Source organism: Vibrio sp. D404a (assembly GCF_030248535.1).
GTDB lineage: Bacteria > Pseudomonadota > Gammaproteobacteria > Enterobacterales > Vibrionaceae > Vibrio.
The window spans coordinates 123,035-135,071 of the sequence record NZ_JAHGAJ010000003.1 but is presented as its reverse complement, the minus strand read 5'-3'; the positions used below and the strand labels follow the sequence as shown (position 1 = coordinate 135,071).

The 12,037-nt window shown below is 43.8% G+C and carries 16 protein-coding genes; 12 read left to right on the top strand and 4 right to left on the bottom strand.

Going from position 1 to position 12,037, the window contains the following annotated elements:
• The first annotated feature begins 39 nt into the window (after positions 1–39).
• From KI655_RS01990 to KI655_RS01950, 9 genes are all read left to right on the top strand, one after another.
• Complete coding sequence (locus tag KI655_RS01990) at positions 40–594, top strand: nucleotidyltransferase family protein (protein ID WP_285401207.1); 555 nt, start codon at positions 40–42, stop codon at positions 592–594.
• Position 595: 1 nt separating this feature from the next.
• Entirely contained in the window at positions 596–1,132 is a 537-nt protein-coding gene (locus KI655_RS01985) for a GNAT family N-acetyltransferase (RefSeq protein WP_285401206.1), read from the top strand.
• Between the two features lie 81 nt (positions 1,133–1,213).
• Positions 1,214–1,627, top strand: a complete 414-nt coding sequence (locus KI655_RS01980) for a GNAT family N-acetyltransferase (protein ID WP_285401205.1) — start codon at positions 1,214–1,216, stop codon at positions 1,625–1,627.
• Positions 1,628–1,640: 13 nt separating this feature from the next.
• Positions 1,641–2,138 carry a GNAT family N-acetyltransferase gene (locus KI655_RS01975; RefSeq protein ID WP_285401203.1) on the top strand — a complete coding sequence of 166 codons (498 nt, stop codon included), beginning with the start codon at positions 1,641–1,643 and terminating at the stop codon, positions 2,136–2,138.
• Positions 2,139–2,253: 115 nt separating this feature from the next.
• Positions 2,254–2,679, top strand: coding sequence for a bifunctional diaminohydroxyphosphoribosylaminopyrimidine deaminase/5-amino-6-(5-phosphoribosylamino)uracil reductase RibD (locus KI655_RS01970; RefSeq protein WP_285401201.1), 426 nt, complete (start codon positions 2,254–2,256; stop codon positions 2,677–2,679).
• Between the two features lie 61 nt (positions 2,680–2,740).
• Entirely contained in the window at positions 2,741–3,535 is a 795-nt protein-coding gene (locus KI655_RS01965) for a phosphotransferase (protein WP_285401199.1), read from the top strand.
• Positions 3,536–3,551: 16 nt separating this feature from the next.
• Positions 3,552–4,517 carry a D-2-hydroxyacid dehydrogenase family protein gene (locus KI655_RS01960; RefSeq protein ID WP_285401197.1) on the top strand — a complete coding sequence of 322 codons (966 nt, stop codon included), beginning with the start codon at positions 3,552–3,554 and terminating at the stop codon, positions 4,515–4,517.
• 125 nt (positions 4,518–4,642) lie between these two features.
• Positions 4,643–5,059: a GNAT family N-acetyltransferase gene (locus KI655_RS01955; RefSeq protein WP_285401304.1), complete on the top strand. Its 417-nt coding sequence runs from the start codon at positions 4,643–4,645 to the stop codon at positions 5,057–5,059.
• Positions 5,060–5,097: 38 nt separating this feature from the next.
• Entirely contained in the window at positions 5,098–5,931 is an 834-nt protein-coding gene (locus KI655_RS01950; protein ID WP_285401195.1) for a DUF3626 domain-containing protein, read from the top strand.
• A 185-nt stretch (positions 5,932–6,116) separates the two neighbouring features.
• Here KI655_RS01950 and KI655_RS01945 read toward each other — a convergent pair whose 3' ends face one another.
• Both KI655_RS01945 and KI655_RS01940 read right to left on the bottom strand, forming a co-directional pair.
• Positions 6,117–7,142: a zinc-binding alcohol dehydrogenase family protein gene (locus KI655_RS01945; RefSeq protein ID WP_285401194.1), complete on the bottom strand. Its 1,026-nt coding sequence runs from the start codon at positions 7,140–7,142 to the stop codon at positions 6,117–6,119.
• A 130-nt stretch (positions 7,143–7,272) separates the two neighbouring features.
• Entirely contained in the window at positions 7,273–7,563 is a 291-nt protein-coding gene (locus tag KI655_RS01940; RefSeq protein ID WP_285401192.1) for a putative quinol monooxygenase, read from the bottom strand.
• Positions 7,564–7,928: 365 nt separating this feature from the next.
• Here KI655_RS01940 and KI655_RS01935 point away from each other — a divergent pair, with 365 nt between their 5' ends.
• The 3 genes from KI655_RS01935 (at position 7,929) to KI655_RS01925 (ending at position 9,920) form a co-directional block, all read left to right on the top strand.
• Positions 7,929–8,846 (top strand): LysR family transcriptional regulator, encoded by a 918-nt coding sequence (locus tag KI655_RS01935; RefSeq protein WP_285401190.1) that lies wholly within the window; start codon positions 7,929–7,931, stop codon positions 8,844–8,846.
• Positions 8,847–8,938: 92 nt separating this feature from the next.
• Positions 8,939–9,349 carry a GNAT family N-acetyltransferase gene (locus tag KI655_RS01930; protein ID WP_285401188.1) on the top strand — a complete coding sequence of 137 codons (411 nt, stop codon included), beginning with the start codon at positions 8,939–8,941 and terminating at the stop codon, positions 9,347–9,349.
• Positions 9,350–9,488: 139 nt separating this feature from the next.
• Positions 9,489–9,920: a GNAT family N-acetyltransferase gene (locus tag KI655_RS01925; protein WP_285401185.1), complete on the top strand. Its 432-nt coding sequence runs from the start codon at positions 9,489–9,491 to the stop codon at positions 9,918–9,920.
• Between the two features lie 116 nt (positions 9,921–10,036).
• Here the strand turns inward: KI655_RS01925 and KI655_RS01920 are convergent, their stop codons facing one another.
• Together KI655_RS01920 and KI655_RS01915 are read right to left on the bottom strand one after the other, a co-directional pair.
• A complete protein-coding gene (locus tag KI655_RS01920; RefSeq protein WP_285401183.1) occupies positions 10,037–11,128 on the bottom strand; it encodes a DUF1254 domain-containing protein in 1,092 nt (363 codons plus the stop codon).
• Between the two features lie 22 nt (positions 11,129–11,150).
• Positions 11,151–11,939 carry a hypothetical protein gene (locus KI655_RS01915; protein ID WP_373417288.1) on the bottom strand — a complete coding sequence of 263 codons (789 nt, stop codon included), beginning with the start codon at positions 11,937–11,939 and terminating at the stop codon, positions 11,151–11,153.
• Positions 11,940–12,037 lie beyond the last annotated feature (98 nt).

Genomic DNA, 12,037 nt, shown 5'->3' with positions numbered 1-12,037 from the left:
TCTAGACATAGGTTTATGACTCTAAATAGCTTAAAAGATATGGATAAAATCGCTCACCTTTTGAAACGAGATCCAATGAGAGTAGAAGCTTTGCACTGTGTTAAGAGGCTAGAACTGCCTCAGTGTTACATTGCTGCGGGCTTTCTAAGAAATTTAGTCTGGGATTATCTCCATAACAGTATCAAACCAACGCCTTTGAATGATATTGACGTTGTTTATTTTGATGCTGATGAAGTGGACCTCAATGCCTGTTTCAAGCACGAGGCTTGGCTCAAGACACAAATGCCACAGCTGAATTGGCAGGTTCGAAACCAAGCTTTGATGCATCACAGAAATAACGACCAACCATACCAAAGCACCCTCGATGCTATGAGCTACTGGCCCGAAAAAGAAACGGCTGTTGGTATTAGAGTCACGGCAAACAACGATTATGAGTGTGTTTCCGCCTTTGGTTTAGAATCTCTATTCAATGGACACGTCACTCATAACCCGAAAAGACCGCGTTCGTTATTTGATCAACGCGTATACGCGAAGAATTGGCTCGTCTTATGGCCATCGCTCAAAGTGGTTTATGAAAACGCAAAGGAATCGTGAGATGTTTAAATTGGAAACGGAGCGACTCATTCTCAGAGACATGACACTCGATGATGAAGATGCTTTTGTCACAATGTCTCAAGACGCCAAGTATCAACGTTTCTATGACGAAGATGATTGTGAACCAGACAAATATAAGCAGCTCACTGAACTGTTCGTGGCGCAGTCAACAGAAAGCCCAAGGCAAGCTTATCAACTCGCTGTTGAACTTAAGAGTACTAATGAGTTTATAGGTACGGTTTGTTTACGACTAGAACCAAACCGTCAAGCGTCTATGGGTTGTGCTTTCTCTCGAACTTCGCAGGGAAGCCAACTGGCACAGGAAGCCGCATTTAAGCTCGCGGATTTCGGTTTTAATGAGCTTGACGTTCATCGTATTTATGCGGAAACGATCAGTCGTAACTTGGCTGCGATAAACCTTTGTCGTCGTTTAGGGATGCGAAAAGAGGCGCATTTAAAAGAACATCGTTTCTTCAAAGGGCAGTGGTGGGACACAATCATCATGGCTGTACTGTGTAATGAGTGGTGTGATTTTTAAGCAAAATTAAGATAACTCACCAATACTGTTTTTATATACAGTATTATTGTGTATCCTATCCTAAAAAAGGAGTAGTACACGATGACGTTTGTATATGAACAGCAAGTCCCTAACCCTCAAGAATTTTGCGATATGCGTGTTGCAGCAGGCTTATCCCCTAAATCACTCAAAGCAGCAACTATCGCTCTGCCTAACAGTTTGTATGGGATCTCTATTCGAGATGCCGATAAGCTGATCGCGATGGGGCGAGTTGTCGGTGATGGTGCGTGTAATTTTGAAGTGGTTGATGTTGCCGTTGATCCTCAATATCAGGGCTTAGGGTTGGGTAGGAAAGTGATGGAGTATATTGATGGCTACTTAGCATCTGTAGCGCTAGAAGGTTCTTATGTCTCTATGATTGCTGATGAGCCTATATTTTACGAAAAGCTAGGGTATAAGCTCGTATCACCATCTAGCCAAGGTATGACCAAGAAATTCAGACCCAATAACGTTTGAGTAGGGTAAGACAATGGAAATTAGAATAGGGAAGTTAGATGATGTTTCGAGCATTACGGATATTTTCAATTATTACATTGAACATTCTAATGCTCGCTTCGAGGAGTCCCCGTTGTCATTAGACAATCGATTGAAGTGGTTCTCCCAGTTTAAGCGGGATAGTAGACATCAAATCTATGTGGCGATGGATAACGGTAAACTCATAGGGTTTGCTTGCTCCCAGCCATACAGATCAATGGCTGCCTTTAGTGAGACTGTAGAAGTGACGGTTTATCTGGCGCCGTTTATTCAAGGGAAAGGGGTTGGTTCTCGGCTTTATGAGAAGTTATTTAGCGCCATCCAAGCTCATGGTGTTCATCGAGTTTTATCAGGTATCGCCTTGCCGAATGAGGCTTCAATAGCGCTACATAAGCGTTTTGGTTTTAGAGAAGTGGGCGTCTTTAATGAATATGCAAAGAAGAACGGTGAGTACATAAGCTCGATGTGGTTGGAAAAGATATTTAACGAATAATTCGATGTCGAATCGAAGTTGGCTAAAAAGGGAAAGTCGAGATTTTAATTACAACTCAATGTGTTAGATTAGCTTTCATCGAGAGCTTTTTAATACCGAGAGGCAATAGAGTCTAATGGACGAAACATACATGCTTAGAGCGCTAGAGATTTCTAAGCAAGCCCTGCCGATGTGTATCCCTAACCCGCCCGTAGGTTGCGTTCTAGTGAAAAATGATAAGATTGTCGCTGAAGGTTACACACAAGCCGTGGGTGGTAATCATGCCGAAGTTGAAGCTCTAAACGCTTATCAAGGTTCGGCAGAAGGTGTGACTGCATACGTTACATTAGAGCCATGCTCATTCGTAGGTCGCACTCCTGCTTGTGCCCGTACTTTAGCGCAGTTTGGTATTAAGAAAGTCGTCGCGGGTATGTTGGACCCAGATCCACGAAATAACGGACGTGGAATTGAGATATTAAAACAAGCTGGTGTCGATGTTGTCGTCGGTGTGTGCAGAGAACAGGTTGCTGCTCATCTCGGGCCTTATCTCAACCAGTCTTAAGGCATTAATATCAATAGAGACTGTTCACATATGATCGATTAGCAGGGAGTGCTAAGTAAGGATGACCAAACAAGATCTAGCACAAATGGGCGCGGCTAAAGTCTCCTTGGAATACCTTAATGGTGTTCAATGCATCCGCAAACAACAAGCCTCTCAAGTAGAGGTGAACTTTTATCAAAACGCCCCCCAGTTTTTGCCGAGAGTGAACGCCCCAAAGCTGCTGGGTGTGTCTGATAACGATCTTCTCATTGAATATATCCCTCACAGCATTTCACTTGATGAACTCGTCGCTCACGATCAAACGTTTAAGCAGTTAGCTTCTATTCATAACTCGACTTACATCCCCACTTTTGATGTAAAAGAGCATGCCTGGACTGTTAGTGCAACGGAACAAGCTTTCGAAAGTTTGCAGTTGCCTAATACTGTCGAATCTTCAATTTTAGCTATACAAGCAAAATCAGGCGTTGTGTTCGAACGTTCAGGTTTGATTTCCGGTGACACCAATGACGGCAACTGGGGCGTCAGATCTAACGGCGATTTGGTATTGTTCGATTGGGAACGGTTTGGTTTTGGCAGTCCTGCGATTGACTTGGCGCCACTCGTTAAAGGACTCGGAACTCAACAGTCATACCAAGCGCTGGTGGAGCGCTATCATCAACACAGCACAACTATTCCTCAAATGGAACTTGTAAGGCAACTGATTATTGCTAAGTGTTGGATCATCGTAGAGGTAGTGAACATCCTAACCTCAAGAAGCGGTCTAACTCCTAGAAACAGTGCTCAAGCATCAAAATATATACAGTGGTATCAAAACCACATCCCTCGGTGGTTAGCGTTAGTAGAAAAAGAATTATAACGATAAGGAGAAAACCGTGAAAATAGCAGTATTGGATGATTACCAAAACGCAGTACAAGATCTAGATTGTTTTAGCTTGCTAGAAGGGCTAGACGTTATTGTCTTTAATGAGACCTACTCAGAACAAGAATTGGTTGAGAAATTAGCGAATGTTCAAGCTCTAGTTCTGATTCGAGAACGTACCCAGGTAACGGAGTCGCTCCTATCTAAACTCCCGAACCTTGAAGTAATCAGTCAAACAGGCAAGGTGAGCAATCATATCGATGTGCAGCTTTGCGAAAAATACGGAGTTAAGGTACTGGAAGGGAGAGGGTCTCCAGTTGCCCCTTCAGAGCTCTGTTGGGCACTAATGATGGCAGCAAGTCGACATATTCCTAGCTACGCATCGAATCTTGCAAATGACCAGTGGCAAAGTTCAGGTACCTTAGGGCTAGGGCGAACCTTGAAAGGGTTAAAACTGGGTATTTGGGGCTATGGGAAGATAGGACAACGAATCGCTCAATATGCAAAAGCGTTTGAAATGTCAGTCGTAGTATGGGGAAGCCAAGCTTCGCGAGACTTGGCAAAATCACACGGCTTTGAGGCCTCTGAATCCAAACGCGCATTCTTTCAGCAAGTGGATGTTCTGTCTCTCCATCTTCGTTTGAATGAGGCAACGCGAGGGTGTGTTACGGCTGAAGATCTAAGATCAATGAAGTCAGATTCCTTGTTTGTGAATACCAGCCGTTCAGAGCTTGTCGAGCCTGATGCCCTGTTTAACGAACTCAAATCCAATCCGAGCAAACGAGCGGCTGTCGATGTTTTTGATTGTGAGCCTGCGACTAAAAGCACAGAGCCACTGCTTTCTCTATCTAACGTCACTGCGACCCCTCATTTAGGGTATGTAGAGCAAGGAAGCTACGAGCTTTATTTTAAAATAGCGTTCGAAAATCTTGTGGCGTACGTTTCAGAGAACGAAGTGCTTGAAGAAGCATGTGATTAACGGGTCGGTATGGTTAAGTATGAATAACTTAACCACGAATAAATCTAGCGTTGATAGATTCATTATATTTGGCACTTTTGTAAGGTGTTTAGGTTTAATTAAGGGAACAAGTTGTGTTACGAGAAATGGACATCTCAGACTATCAGCAGGTCATGAACCTTTGGTCTGAAACGGAAGGTATGCAATTAAGAGAAGCAGACTCTCAAGAAAACATCGGGAAGTATCTCGAGCGTAACCCAAACCTGAGTTTTGTTGCTCTGCAAGGCGAGCAGATCGTAGGTGCGATATTGGTGGGAACAGACGGTCGTCGTGGTTATATCCAACATTTAGCGGTATCGAAGGCTTGCCGTGGTCAGGGCTTAGGCGCAAAGCTGATATCAAACGCAGTGGACGCATTGTCATCCATCGGGATTGCTAAAACCCACTTGTTCGTCATCAACGACAACCTGAACGCCCAAGCGTTTTATGAAAATATTGGCTGGCATCCACGTGATGAAATACGTATGTTTTCATTTAACGCATCAAACGTAGGCAATATCTAGGTGCGAGTCAGTACAGAGTAGGAAAATTTAGAGGTGTTATGACTGAAGGTGCAATTGAACAAGCAATCGCAAACATACGTTCCAAGTCTTGTAGTGAACAAGGTAATCACGTCCATGCGGTGACGATTAACTTTCACCCTGACCGTTATACTTCGAATAAGACACCGCTACTTCAAGCGATTGCGCGTGATGGCAAACTCAAATCTCAATTTGAGACGAGCACTAGTAACGGCGGGCTAACGGCCTATACTGGCGGAGCAAGATGGATTTGGGAGCAGAGTGTGTTTGATGGCGCGTATGATGATGCTGCTGACCACTTAAGACCCAAGTATGGTGCTTTGAACTTTCGAGAGTACCCCTCTGGCGCAGCCGCGCGCTTTGGCAGTAGCTATTTTGAGTTAAAGCAACACGTACTGGAGCGTACTACGTTTTGCTATCCAGATAGTTTCTTTGAACCCACAGACTTTGCCATTGCAAGTCGACTGCAGGCATTAATCGATAAAGCATCTTCTGACGACGTTGATCTGTTAGATGATTATATCGAAGCGCATGTTCATGGTGAGATATCACTGAAAGAGGACGTCGAGTGTATAGTACTTGATCCAGCTTATCGCGAGACCGGGATCGAAAGGTATGCTCGCCACTTAGATATTCCAGTTAAATGGCATAACGGGTTTAAACTGAGTGTTGAAGAGATGGCTCGTTATCCAGAATATCGTGGGAAAGAGTACATAGAGCTCGCTAAAGAGTTATCGCAAGATGGTGTCATTGCTCCAAGAATACTCGGCTTGGCAGTCACCGAAAAAGGTTACGACGAACAAGATGTCAAAAAGGTTTGGCATTACTTGGCGCGATTCGGCTACCAATCTTGAGTGACGCTGTCACTTAAAGTGGCATCATTATTAGTCTGGGTCAGGTAAGAATAAAGCTTAGCGAAAAGTAAGAGAGCCACTATCGAGTGGCTCTTTGTGTATTTGGATATTTCTAGCTTAGAAGAATATAGTTTGATGATCACTTACTGCCTATATTCGAAGAGCGGTAAATTACTCTCAATATCCTAATACTTGATCGCTGTTTTACCGATTGAAGCACTACTTTCGATACGTTGGTGGGCATCTTTGAGCGTTTCAACACTAAAGCCATTCAGTGTTGTCGTTAGTGTAGATTTAATGCGGCCAGCGTCAATTAAGTTTGCTGCTTGGAACAAGATGTCTTGCTGCTTTTGGATATCATCGGTGTTAAAAAGTGAGCGTGTAAACATCAACTCCCAAATAAAGCCTGCTGATTTACCTTGCAGCGCTGACAAGTCGATACCATCATCGAACTCAACGATTGAGCTGATTAAACCTTGTGGTGCGATCAGTTCTACCATCGCATCCCAGTGTCCTTTGGTATCGGCGACATTAAAAATGTAATCAACGTGCTGAATACCTTGCTCGCGAACAGACTCCACTAGGTTACGGTGGTTGACGACATGATCCGCCCCCATATCTCGAACCCATTGCTCTGTTTCTGGTCTTGAGGCTGTGGCAACAACAGTCAGGTTAGTAAGCTGTTTTGCTAATTGAATCGTAATCGAGCCAACACCACCTGCGCCACCGATAATCAGTATTGATTTTCTCTCTTCTGGGCGAACACGGAGTCGATCAAATAGTGCTTCCCAAGCAGTGAGCGTTGCTAACGGCATCACCGCAGCAGCTTCATCAGACAGACTTTTCGGTGCATGAGAAGTGATACGGTAGTCGACGGCTTGGTATTCCGAATTTGCTCCCATACGCGTCACGTCACCAGCATAGTACACGCGATCACCAACTTCGAAGCCTTCAACGTTCGGTCCTTTAGAGACAACTTCACCGACAGCGTCGTAGCCTAATACTTTAGGTTGTTCCAGCGTTTTATCTTTTGCATTGCGGATACGGATCTTTGCATCTGCAGGGTTGATAGAAGTAGCCGTTACTTTAACAAGCAAGTCATTTTCTTTTAGATCTGGAATATCAGTTTCAAACTCAAACAAACTGTCTTGCTCTGTGATCGGAAGTGATTGAGTAAACCCTATGGCTTTCATTTTTGATGGTGCTGACATGATGCTATTCCTTTGGAATAGGCAGATTATAAATCCGCCTGATTCTTAAATCGTATTCAATTGATTTATTGTCACCTGACGCTAAGTTGTTTGACTCGCTCTGTTATGAAGGAGAGCCAAACACGAGGAGCTAAGCAATGTGCGTCATTTCATTGAGTGTAAAGCTCGCAACTGCGCCTTCAGTAGCTGCCATGTATTCTGCCAAATGGGTGTTACCCATGTGCGTTTGCCATAGCTCACGCGATTCCCAGTTCTCGTAGAACAAGAAGTGCGCTGGGTTTTCGTTGTCTTGGTGAAGGTCATAGTTAATGCAACCTTCTTCTGCGCGTGTAATGTCGATGAGCTTTAGGAGTTCCGCTTTTACTAATTCAACTTTGTCTTCATTTGCAACGATGTTTGCAACGATGGTTAATTTAGTCATGTTCACTTTCCTTATATTGTTAGTTATTCATAGAGAGCAAGCTCAATAGAAACAATGAATTATCGATGGTCTCGTTGAGATAGTGAATGGTCACAACATTGAGTCTAGGCAATGAAACACCATTAGTTTTCAATTTGTTTTTGAAACACTATCAAACGACGTTTGTTAATCTGTTGCTTGCCAGTCATCTCTAAACGGGATGCTGCGTTAACATGGGTTTTATATTAGGTGTATTATTAACAATGAAAAACAGCGCTTCATTTGAATTATTATCAAATAATATTTGATAAATGGAATCGGCTACTCTATAACTAACGTAAAATCAGCAGTTTTGCTGCTTACCTTATTATTATAAAGGTCTAGTTATGCTCTTAGAGGATTTACAGGTCATTTTGAAAGTTGCGGAGTTTCGTAGTATTACCGCTGCAGCAACGAACCTTGATATGCGTACAGCAACGGCCAGCGCCGCAGTAAAGCGCGTTGAAGCATCTTTAGGGGCAGAGCTTTTCGTTCGTACGACACGCCACCTGAGACTATCTTCGGCGGGAGAACGTTACTTGCCGCAATGCGAGGAAGCACTGAAGATGCTCGAGCAAGCGAAAATGAACATGCACGAAGAGCTCGGTATTATTGATGGTGAAATTCGTATCGCGTTGTCATCAGATCTCGGACGTAACCTTATTACGCCTTGGCTAGACGAATTTTTGCTTCAGTATCCTGGAGTGTCACTCCGTTCGAGTATTAGTGACAGCAATATCGATTTTTATCGCGATTCTGTTGATATGGCACTGCGCTATGGCTCGCCTACTGATGCCAATATGTATGGGTTTAAGATCTGTGATGTGCCTAGAGTGTTGTGTGCTAGCCCTGACTATCTAGCAGAGCATGCGTCACCAACTCAACCGACTGACTTACTTCAACATAATGCGCTCTTTTATCAGCTGCACGATGTTTTGCAGAATGAATGGCATTTCAGGCATGAAGAAAACACTCATAAGGTGAAACTTACAGGAAACAGAGCTTCTAACGATGGTGATTTGGTTAGACGCTGGTGTGTAGCCGGTAAAGGGATTGCGATTAAATCATGCCTTGATATGTCTGAAGATCTACTCACTGGGCGAGTGGTTAGCATCATGCGAGATTACAAACCGACTCCGACTGAACTTTGGTTAGTGTGCCCAAGTCGCCAATCGATCACTCCCACGGTTCGACTACTGCGAGATCTGTTTAGGGAGAAAACCAGTGACATTCTTAGCAAACTGGCCCAGCAAGGCGCGATTTAGAAGAAGTTTAGTCACTACAATGGCGGCGTCGATGACGATTTTGTCGAATGCCATGGCTCATCAGAAAATGGATATCTACACGTAAGAAAGCAATGGAATATAAATTTGATAGTGAACCCTCAGACAAAGACATCAATGAAGTTCGTGGTGGCTTGATTGAACACAATACGCCTTTTTTGGAGGGGATACCTAAATCACAAGTTGCTTATTATGCTTTGGAAGAGCACAAAAAAGTCGGCGGTATTATCGCAGACCTTTGGGGAAACTGGCTTCTTATTAAGTTTCTTTGGGTTGATGAGTCTTTGAGAGGCCAGCAAGTTGGAAGCAAACTTCTCACGCAAATCGAAGAGTATGCGAAATCTCGAGGATGTACGTCGTCGCTCGTTGATACGTTGAGCTTTCAAGCCCGTCCGTTTTATGAAAAACAGGGCTATGAATGCCAAATGGTATTAGAAAACTATCCACTGGATTCATCGCTTTCGTTTCTAATAAAGAAGTTATAACCCGAGCCATTCAGGTATCACCCTAACTATCGGTCGGATGCTACTTATGTTTAGTGTTAATTAGACGCCAGCACACTTCGTCAGTTAAAATTAACGTTCGCGGCTGCACATTAATATCCGTTAACCCAAGAGAAATACGATGATTATAGAAAATGTGCGTCCTGAAAATTACGCTGAAATGCTTAATGTTTGGGAAAATTCAGTCCGAGCAACTCATGACTTCATAACAGAAGAAGATATTGAGTTTTTTAAGCCTATCATCATGGAACAAGCCTTTCCTGCTGTTACGTTAAGATGTGGGAAAAATGAAAGCGGCTCTATTGTTGGGTTCATGGGAACTGAAGAATCAAAGATTGAGATGTTATTCATTTTAGATAACGTAAGAGGGCAGGGAGTGGGTAAAGCGCTGTTGCAATATGCTATTGAGCATTTAGGCGCAACCCAAGTTGATGTGAACGAACAAAACCCACAGGCGGTAGGTTTCTATCAGCATATGGGATTTAAAGTTGTATCACGTTCACCACTCGATGATATGGGAAAACCTTTTCCGATTTTGCATATGACACTTTAACGCTCGGTTGTCGTAAACCAGTTTGTTAGAAGAAACGCCCGAAGCTAATAACTTTGGGCGTTTCCGTATTAGCGTGCTGTTCGCAACAAGGTCGAACGATTAGATGCGAGCAAGTGTTAGTTCAGTGTCAGCTCTTTCAATTCTGGTAATTGATACTGCTCCATCGCTTCAACATCTGGGCGGTATGCGCGGATCTGAGCGCGCCACTCGTCAACAGGTGTGTGGGCAAAGTTCACATTGCGATCTTCTGCAATATCTTGGCATTTACTGTCACCAAAGATAATCGTGAAGCTACCATCGCCATGACTCTTAAAATCAGGACGACTTGTGCTGACTACGTTGTGTTCATCCGTCATCAAGTAGTTTTGATTGTTGTATAGGGTTAGAGAGCTAAATGCAGCAGCAGGCACTTTGTCAAAAGTCGCTTCGTAGCAGGTGTTTGCTTTGGTGTTCTCTGGTGCCCATGATGCGTACATCGCCGTTGACTCTGGGCTTAAGCCCCATGAACCAGCAATCGTGTAGGTCCACTTTTCCCAATCAGATACGTTGTTGATATCGAATTGCACCGAATCAAACATGTCTGGCAGGTTGCCCCATTCAGTTAGCAGTGCTTCACGCAATTCTAGAATATCTGATTCTTTTGTATCGCTTTTGTAAGGAATGGCTGAATTTGACGTAATCTTCATGTTTGGCTGAAGCTGCTCGGTTACGAATGCAATGTCATCAGCTGTTGCATCAGTACCAGTACGAATACCCACGTATACGTAGTCGGTCTCGATTTCTCCTGCTTTGTACTCATAAACACCAGGCTCCCACGTATATTCTACGAATGTGTGGTTTTGATCTTGGATGTGAAGAGACATAAAACGATCGCCCATCTCTGGGACTTCAATGGTGAATCCATCGCGAACGTCAATGATAGCAAGAGAGTAAATGTTATCTACATTTGGCGTTACCACCCAGGTATCAGCTGCCTGAGAAATGCCAGTGAAGTGAATGAACTTGTTGATTTCACCGCGCTTCAGCATGTTTAACGCAAAGATATCGCCTTCTTTGCGTTGATATTCCATTGCCGTCATACCGTAATCCAGTGGATTGACCGTCCAGTTCGATGAATCAATCTGTTTGATTACGTCGTTAGCAGGTACAGAAGCGAAAGCTGACGATGAAAGTAGGGCAATCGATAATGCCAGTGTTGTTTTTTTCATACTGTTTACCTTTTTGAAATTGTTATAGCTGGTAGTTAAATTCGACAATGTGTGAACCATCTCGGTAGCTCAATTCTTCGTTCCATTGCGCAAAGTATCGAACGTTTAAGCGAGGGTTAATCTGATATGAGGCGGCAAATTCATGAGCGAGAATGCTGTCGTTATCTGCAAAGGCATGCTCTTTGTAGATATCAGAACCAGATAGGGTGCTCATGTACATTGGGTTGTAGTTCAGCCAAATGTTGTCGGTGAGCGTCAATTTGCCGTATGCACCAACGACTGCGAATGTTCCTGGTACGGTGTAACCGCTAATCGTCTCGCCATTGTCGCCAATCGCGTTGTTGGCGAAAGCAGCACCGACTCCTACAAGAGGGTAAAGCTGAAGTGGGCCTAGAGCAGGTATCGCTTGGATGAAGCTGTAAGAAAGCGAGCCGGCTTCATTATCGAAATCGTAATTGAAGTCAACCTGAGAACCGCGTCCATTCGTTAGATCCACACCAAATCGGCGTAGGCGAAGGCTATCAATACTATCGTCGGCATAGTCACGCGCGCCGAGTGCATCACCATAGCCGCCTTTTAGCTCTAGTACGTGCATACCCATTGTTGTATCGCTGCCTGTATCAAAGGTTTGCCCAAGTTTTAAGTTGAGGCCTTTGTCTGTATAACCCATGCCGACTTGCGTATAAACGGCCAGAGGATCTGACATATCTTGAACGGCTTCCGTGCCTTGATTGTTGTGGTTATCTGCAAAGACGAATGGTGATGCAGTCAACATAAGTAGTGATAAAGGAAGTCGTTGTGTTTGGAACATTTGAGCTGCTTTCCTAAAGATCATTGAAGTGATGGAGGTATCTTAAGAAAGTTGAAATATGTTCAGAAGTGAAGCTCTTGAGGTTTAGAAATTAACTG

Bases quoted from the DNA above. Each gene is read 5' to 3' on its own strand.
- KI655_RS01990 (WP_285401207.1), top strand. From the start codon at position 40: ATGGATAAAATCGCTCACCTTTTGAAACGAGATCCAATGAGAGTAGAA.
- KI655_RS01985 (WP_285401206.1), top strand. From the start codon at position 596: ATGTTTAAATTGGAAACGGAGCGACTCATTCTCAGAGACATGACACTC.
- KI655_RS01980 (WP_285401205.1), top strand. From the start codon at position 1,214: ATGACGTTTGTATATGAACAGCAAGTCCCTAACCCTCAAGAATTTTGC.
- KI655_RS01975 (WP_285401203.1), top strand. From the start codon at position 1,641: ATGGAAATTAGAATAGGGAAGTTAGATGATGTTTCGAGCATTACGGAT.
- KI655_RS01970 (WP_285401201.1), top strand. From the start codon at position 2,254: ATGGACGAAACATACATGCTTAGAGCGCTAGAGATTTCTAAGCAAGCC.
- KI655_RS01965 (WP_285401199.1), top strand. From the start codon at position 2,741: ATGACCAAACAAGATCTAGCACAAATGGGCGCGGCTAAAGTCTCCTTG.
- KI655_RS01955 (WP_285401304.1), top strand. From the start codon at position 4,643: ATGGACATCTCAGACTATCAGCAGGTCATGAACCTTTGGTCTGAAACG.
- KI655_RS01950 (WP_285401195.1), top strand. From the start codon at position 5,098: ATGACTGAAGGTGCAATTGAACAAGCAATCGCAAACATACGTTCCAAG.
- KI655_RS01945 (WP_285401194.1), bottom strand. From the start codon at position 7,142: ATGTCAGCACCATCAAAAATGAAAGCCATAGGGTTTACTCAATCACTT.
- KI655_RS01940 (WP_285401192.1), bottom strand. From the start codon at position 7,563: ATGACTAAATTAACCATCGTTGCAAACATCGTTGCAAATGAAGACAAA.
- KI655_RS01935 (WP_285401190.1), top strand. From the start codon at position 7,929: ATGCTCTTAGAGGATTTACAGGTCATTTTGAAAGTTGCGGAGTTTCGT.
- KI655_RS01930 (WP_285401188.1), top strand. From the start codon at position 8,939: ATGGAATATAAATTTGATAGTGAACCCTCAGACAAAGACATCAATGAA.
- KI655_RS01925 (WP_285401185.1), top strand. From the start codon at position 9,489: ATGATTATAGAAAATGTGCGTCCTGAAAATTACGCTGAAATGCTTAAT.
- KI655_RS01920 (WP_285401183.1), bottom strand. From the start codon at position 11,128: ATGAAAAAAACAACACTGGCATTATCGATTGCCCTACTTTCATCGTCA.
- KI655_RS01915 (WP_373417288.1), bottom strand. From the start codon at position 11,939: ATGTTCCAAACACAACGACTTCCTTTATCACTACTTATGTTGACTGCA.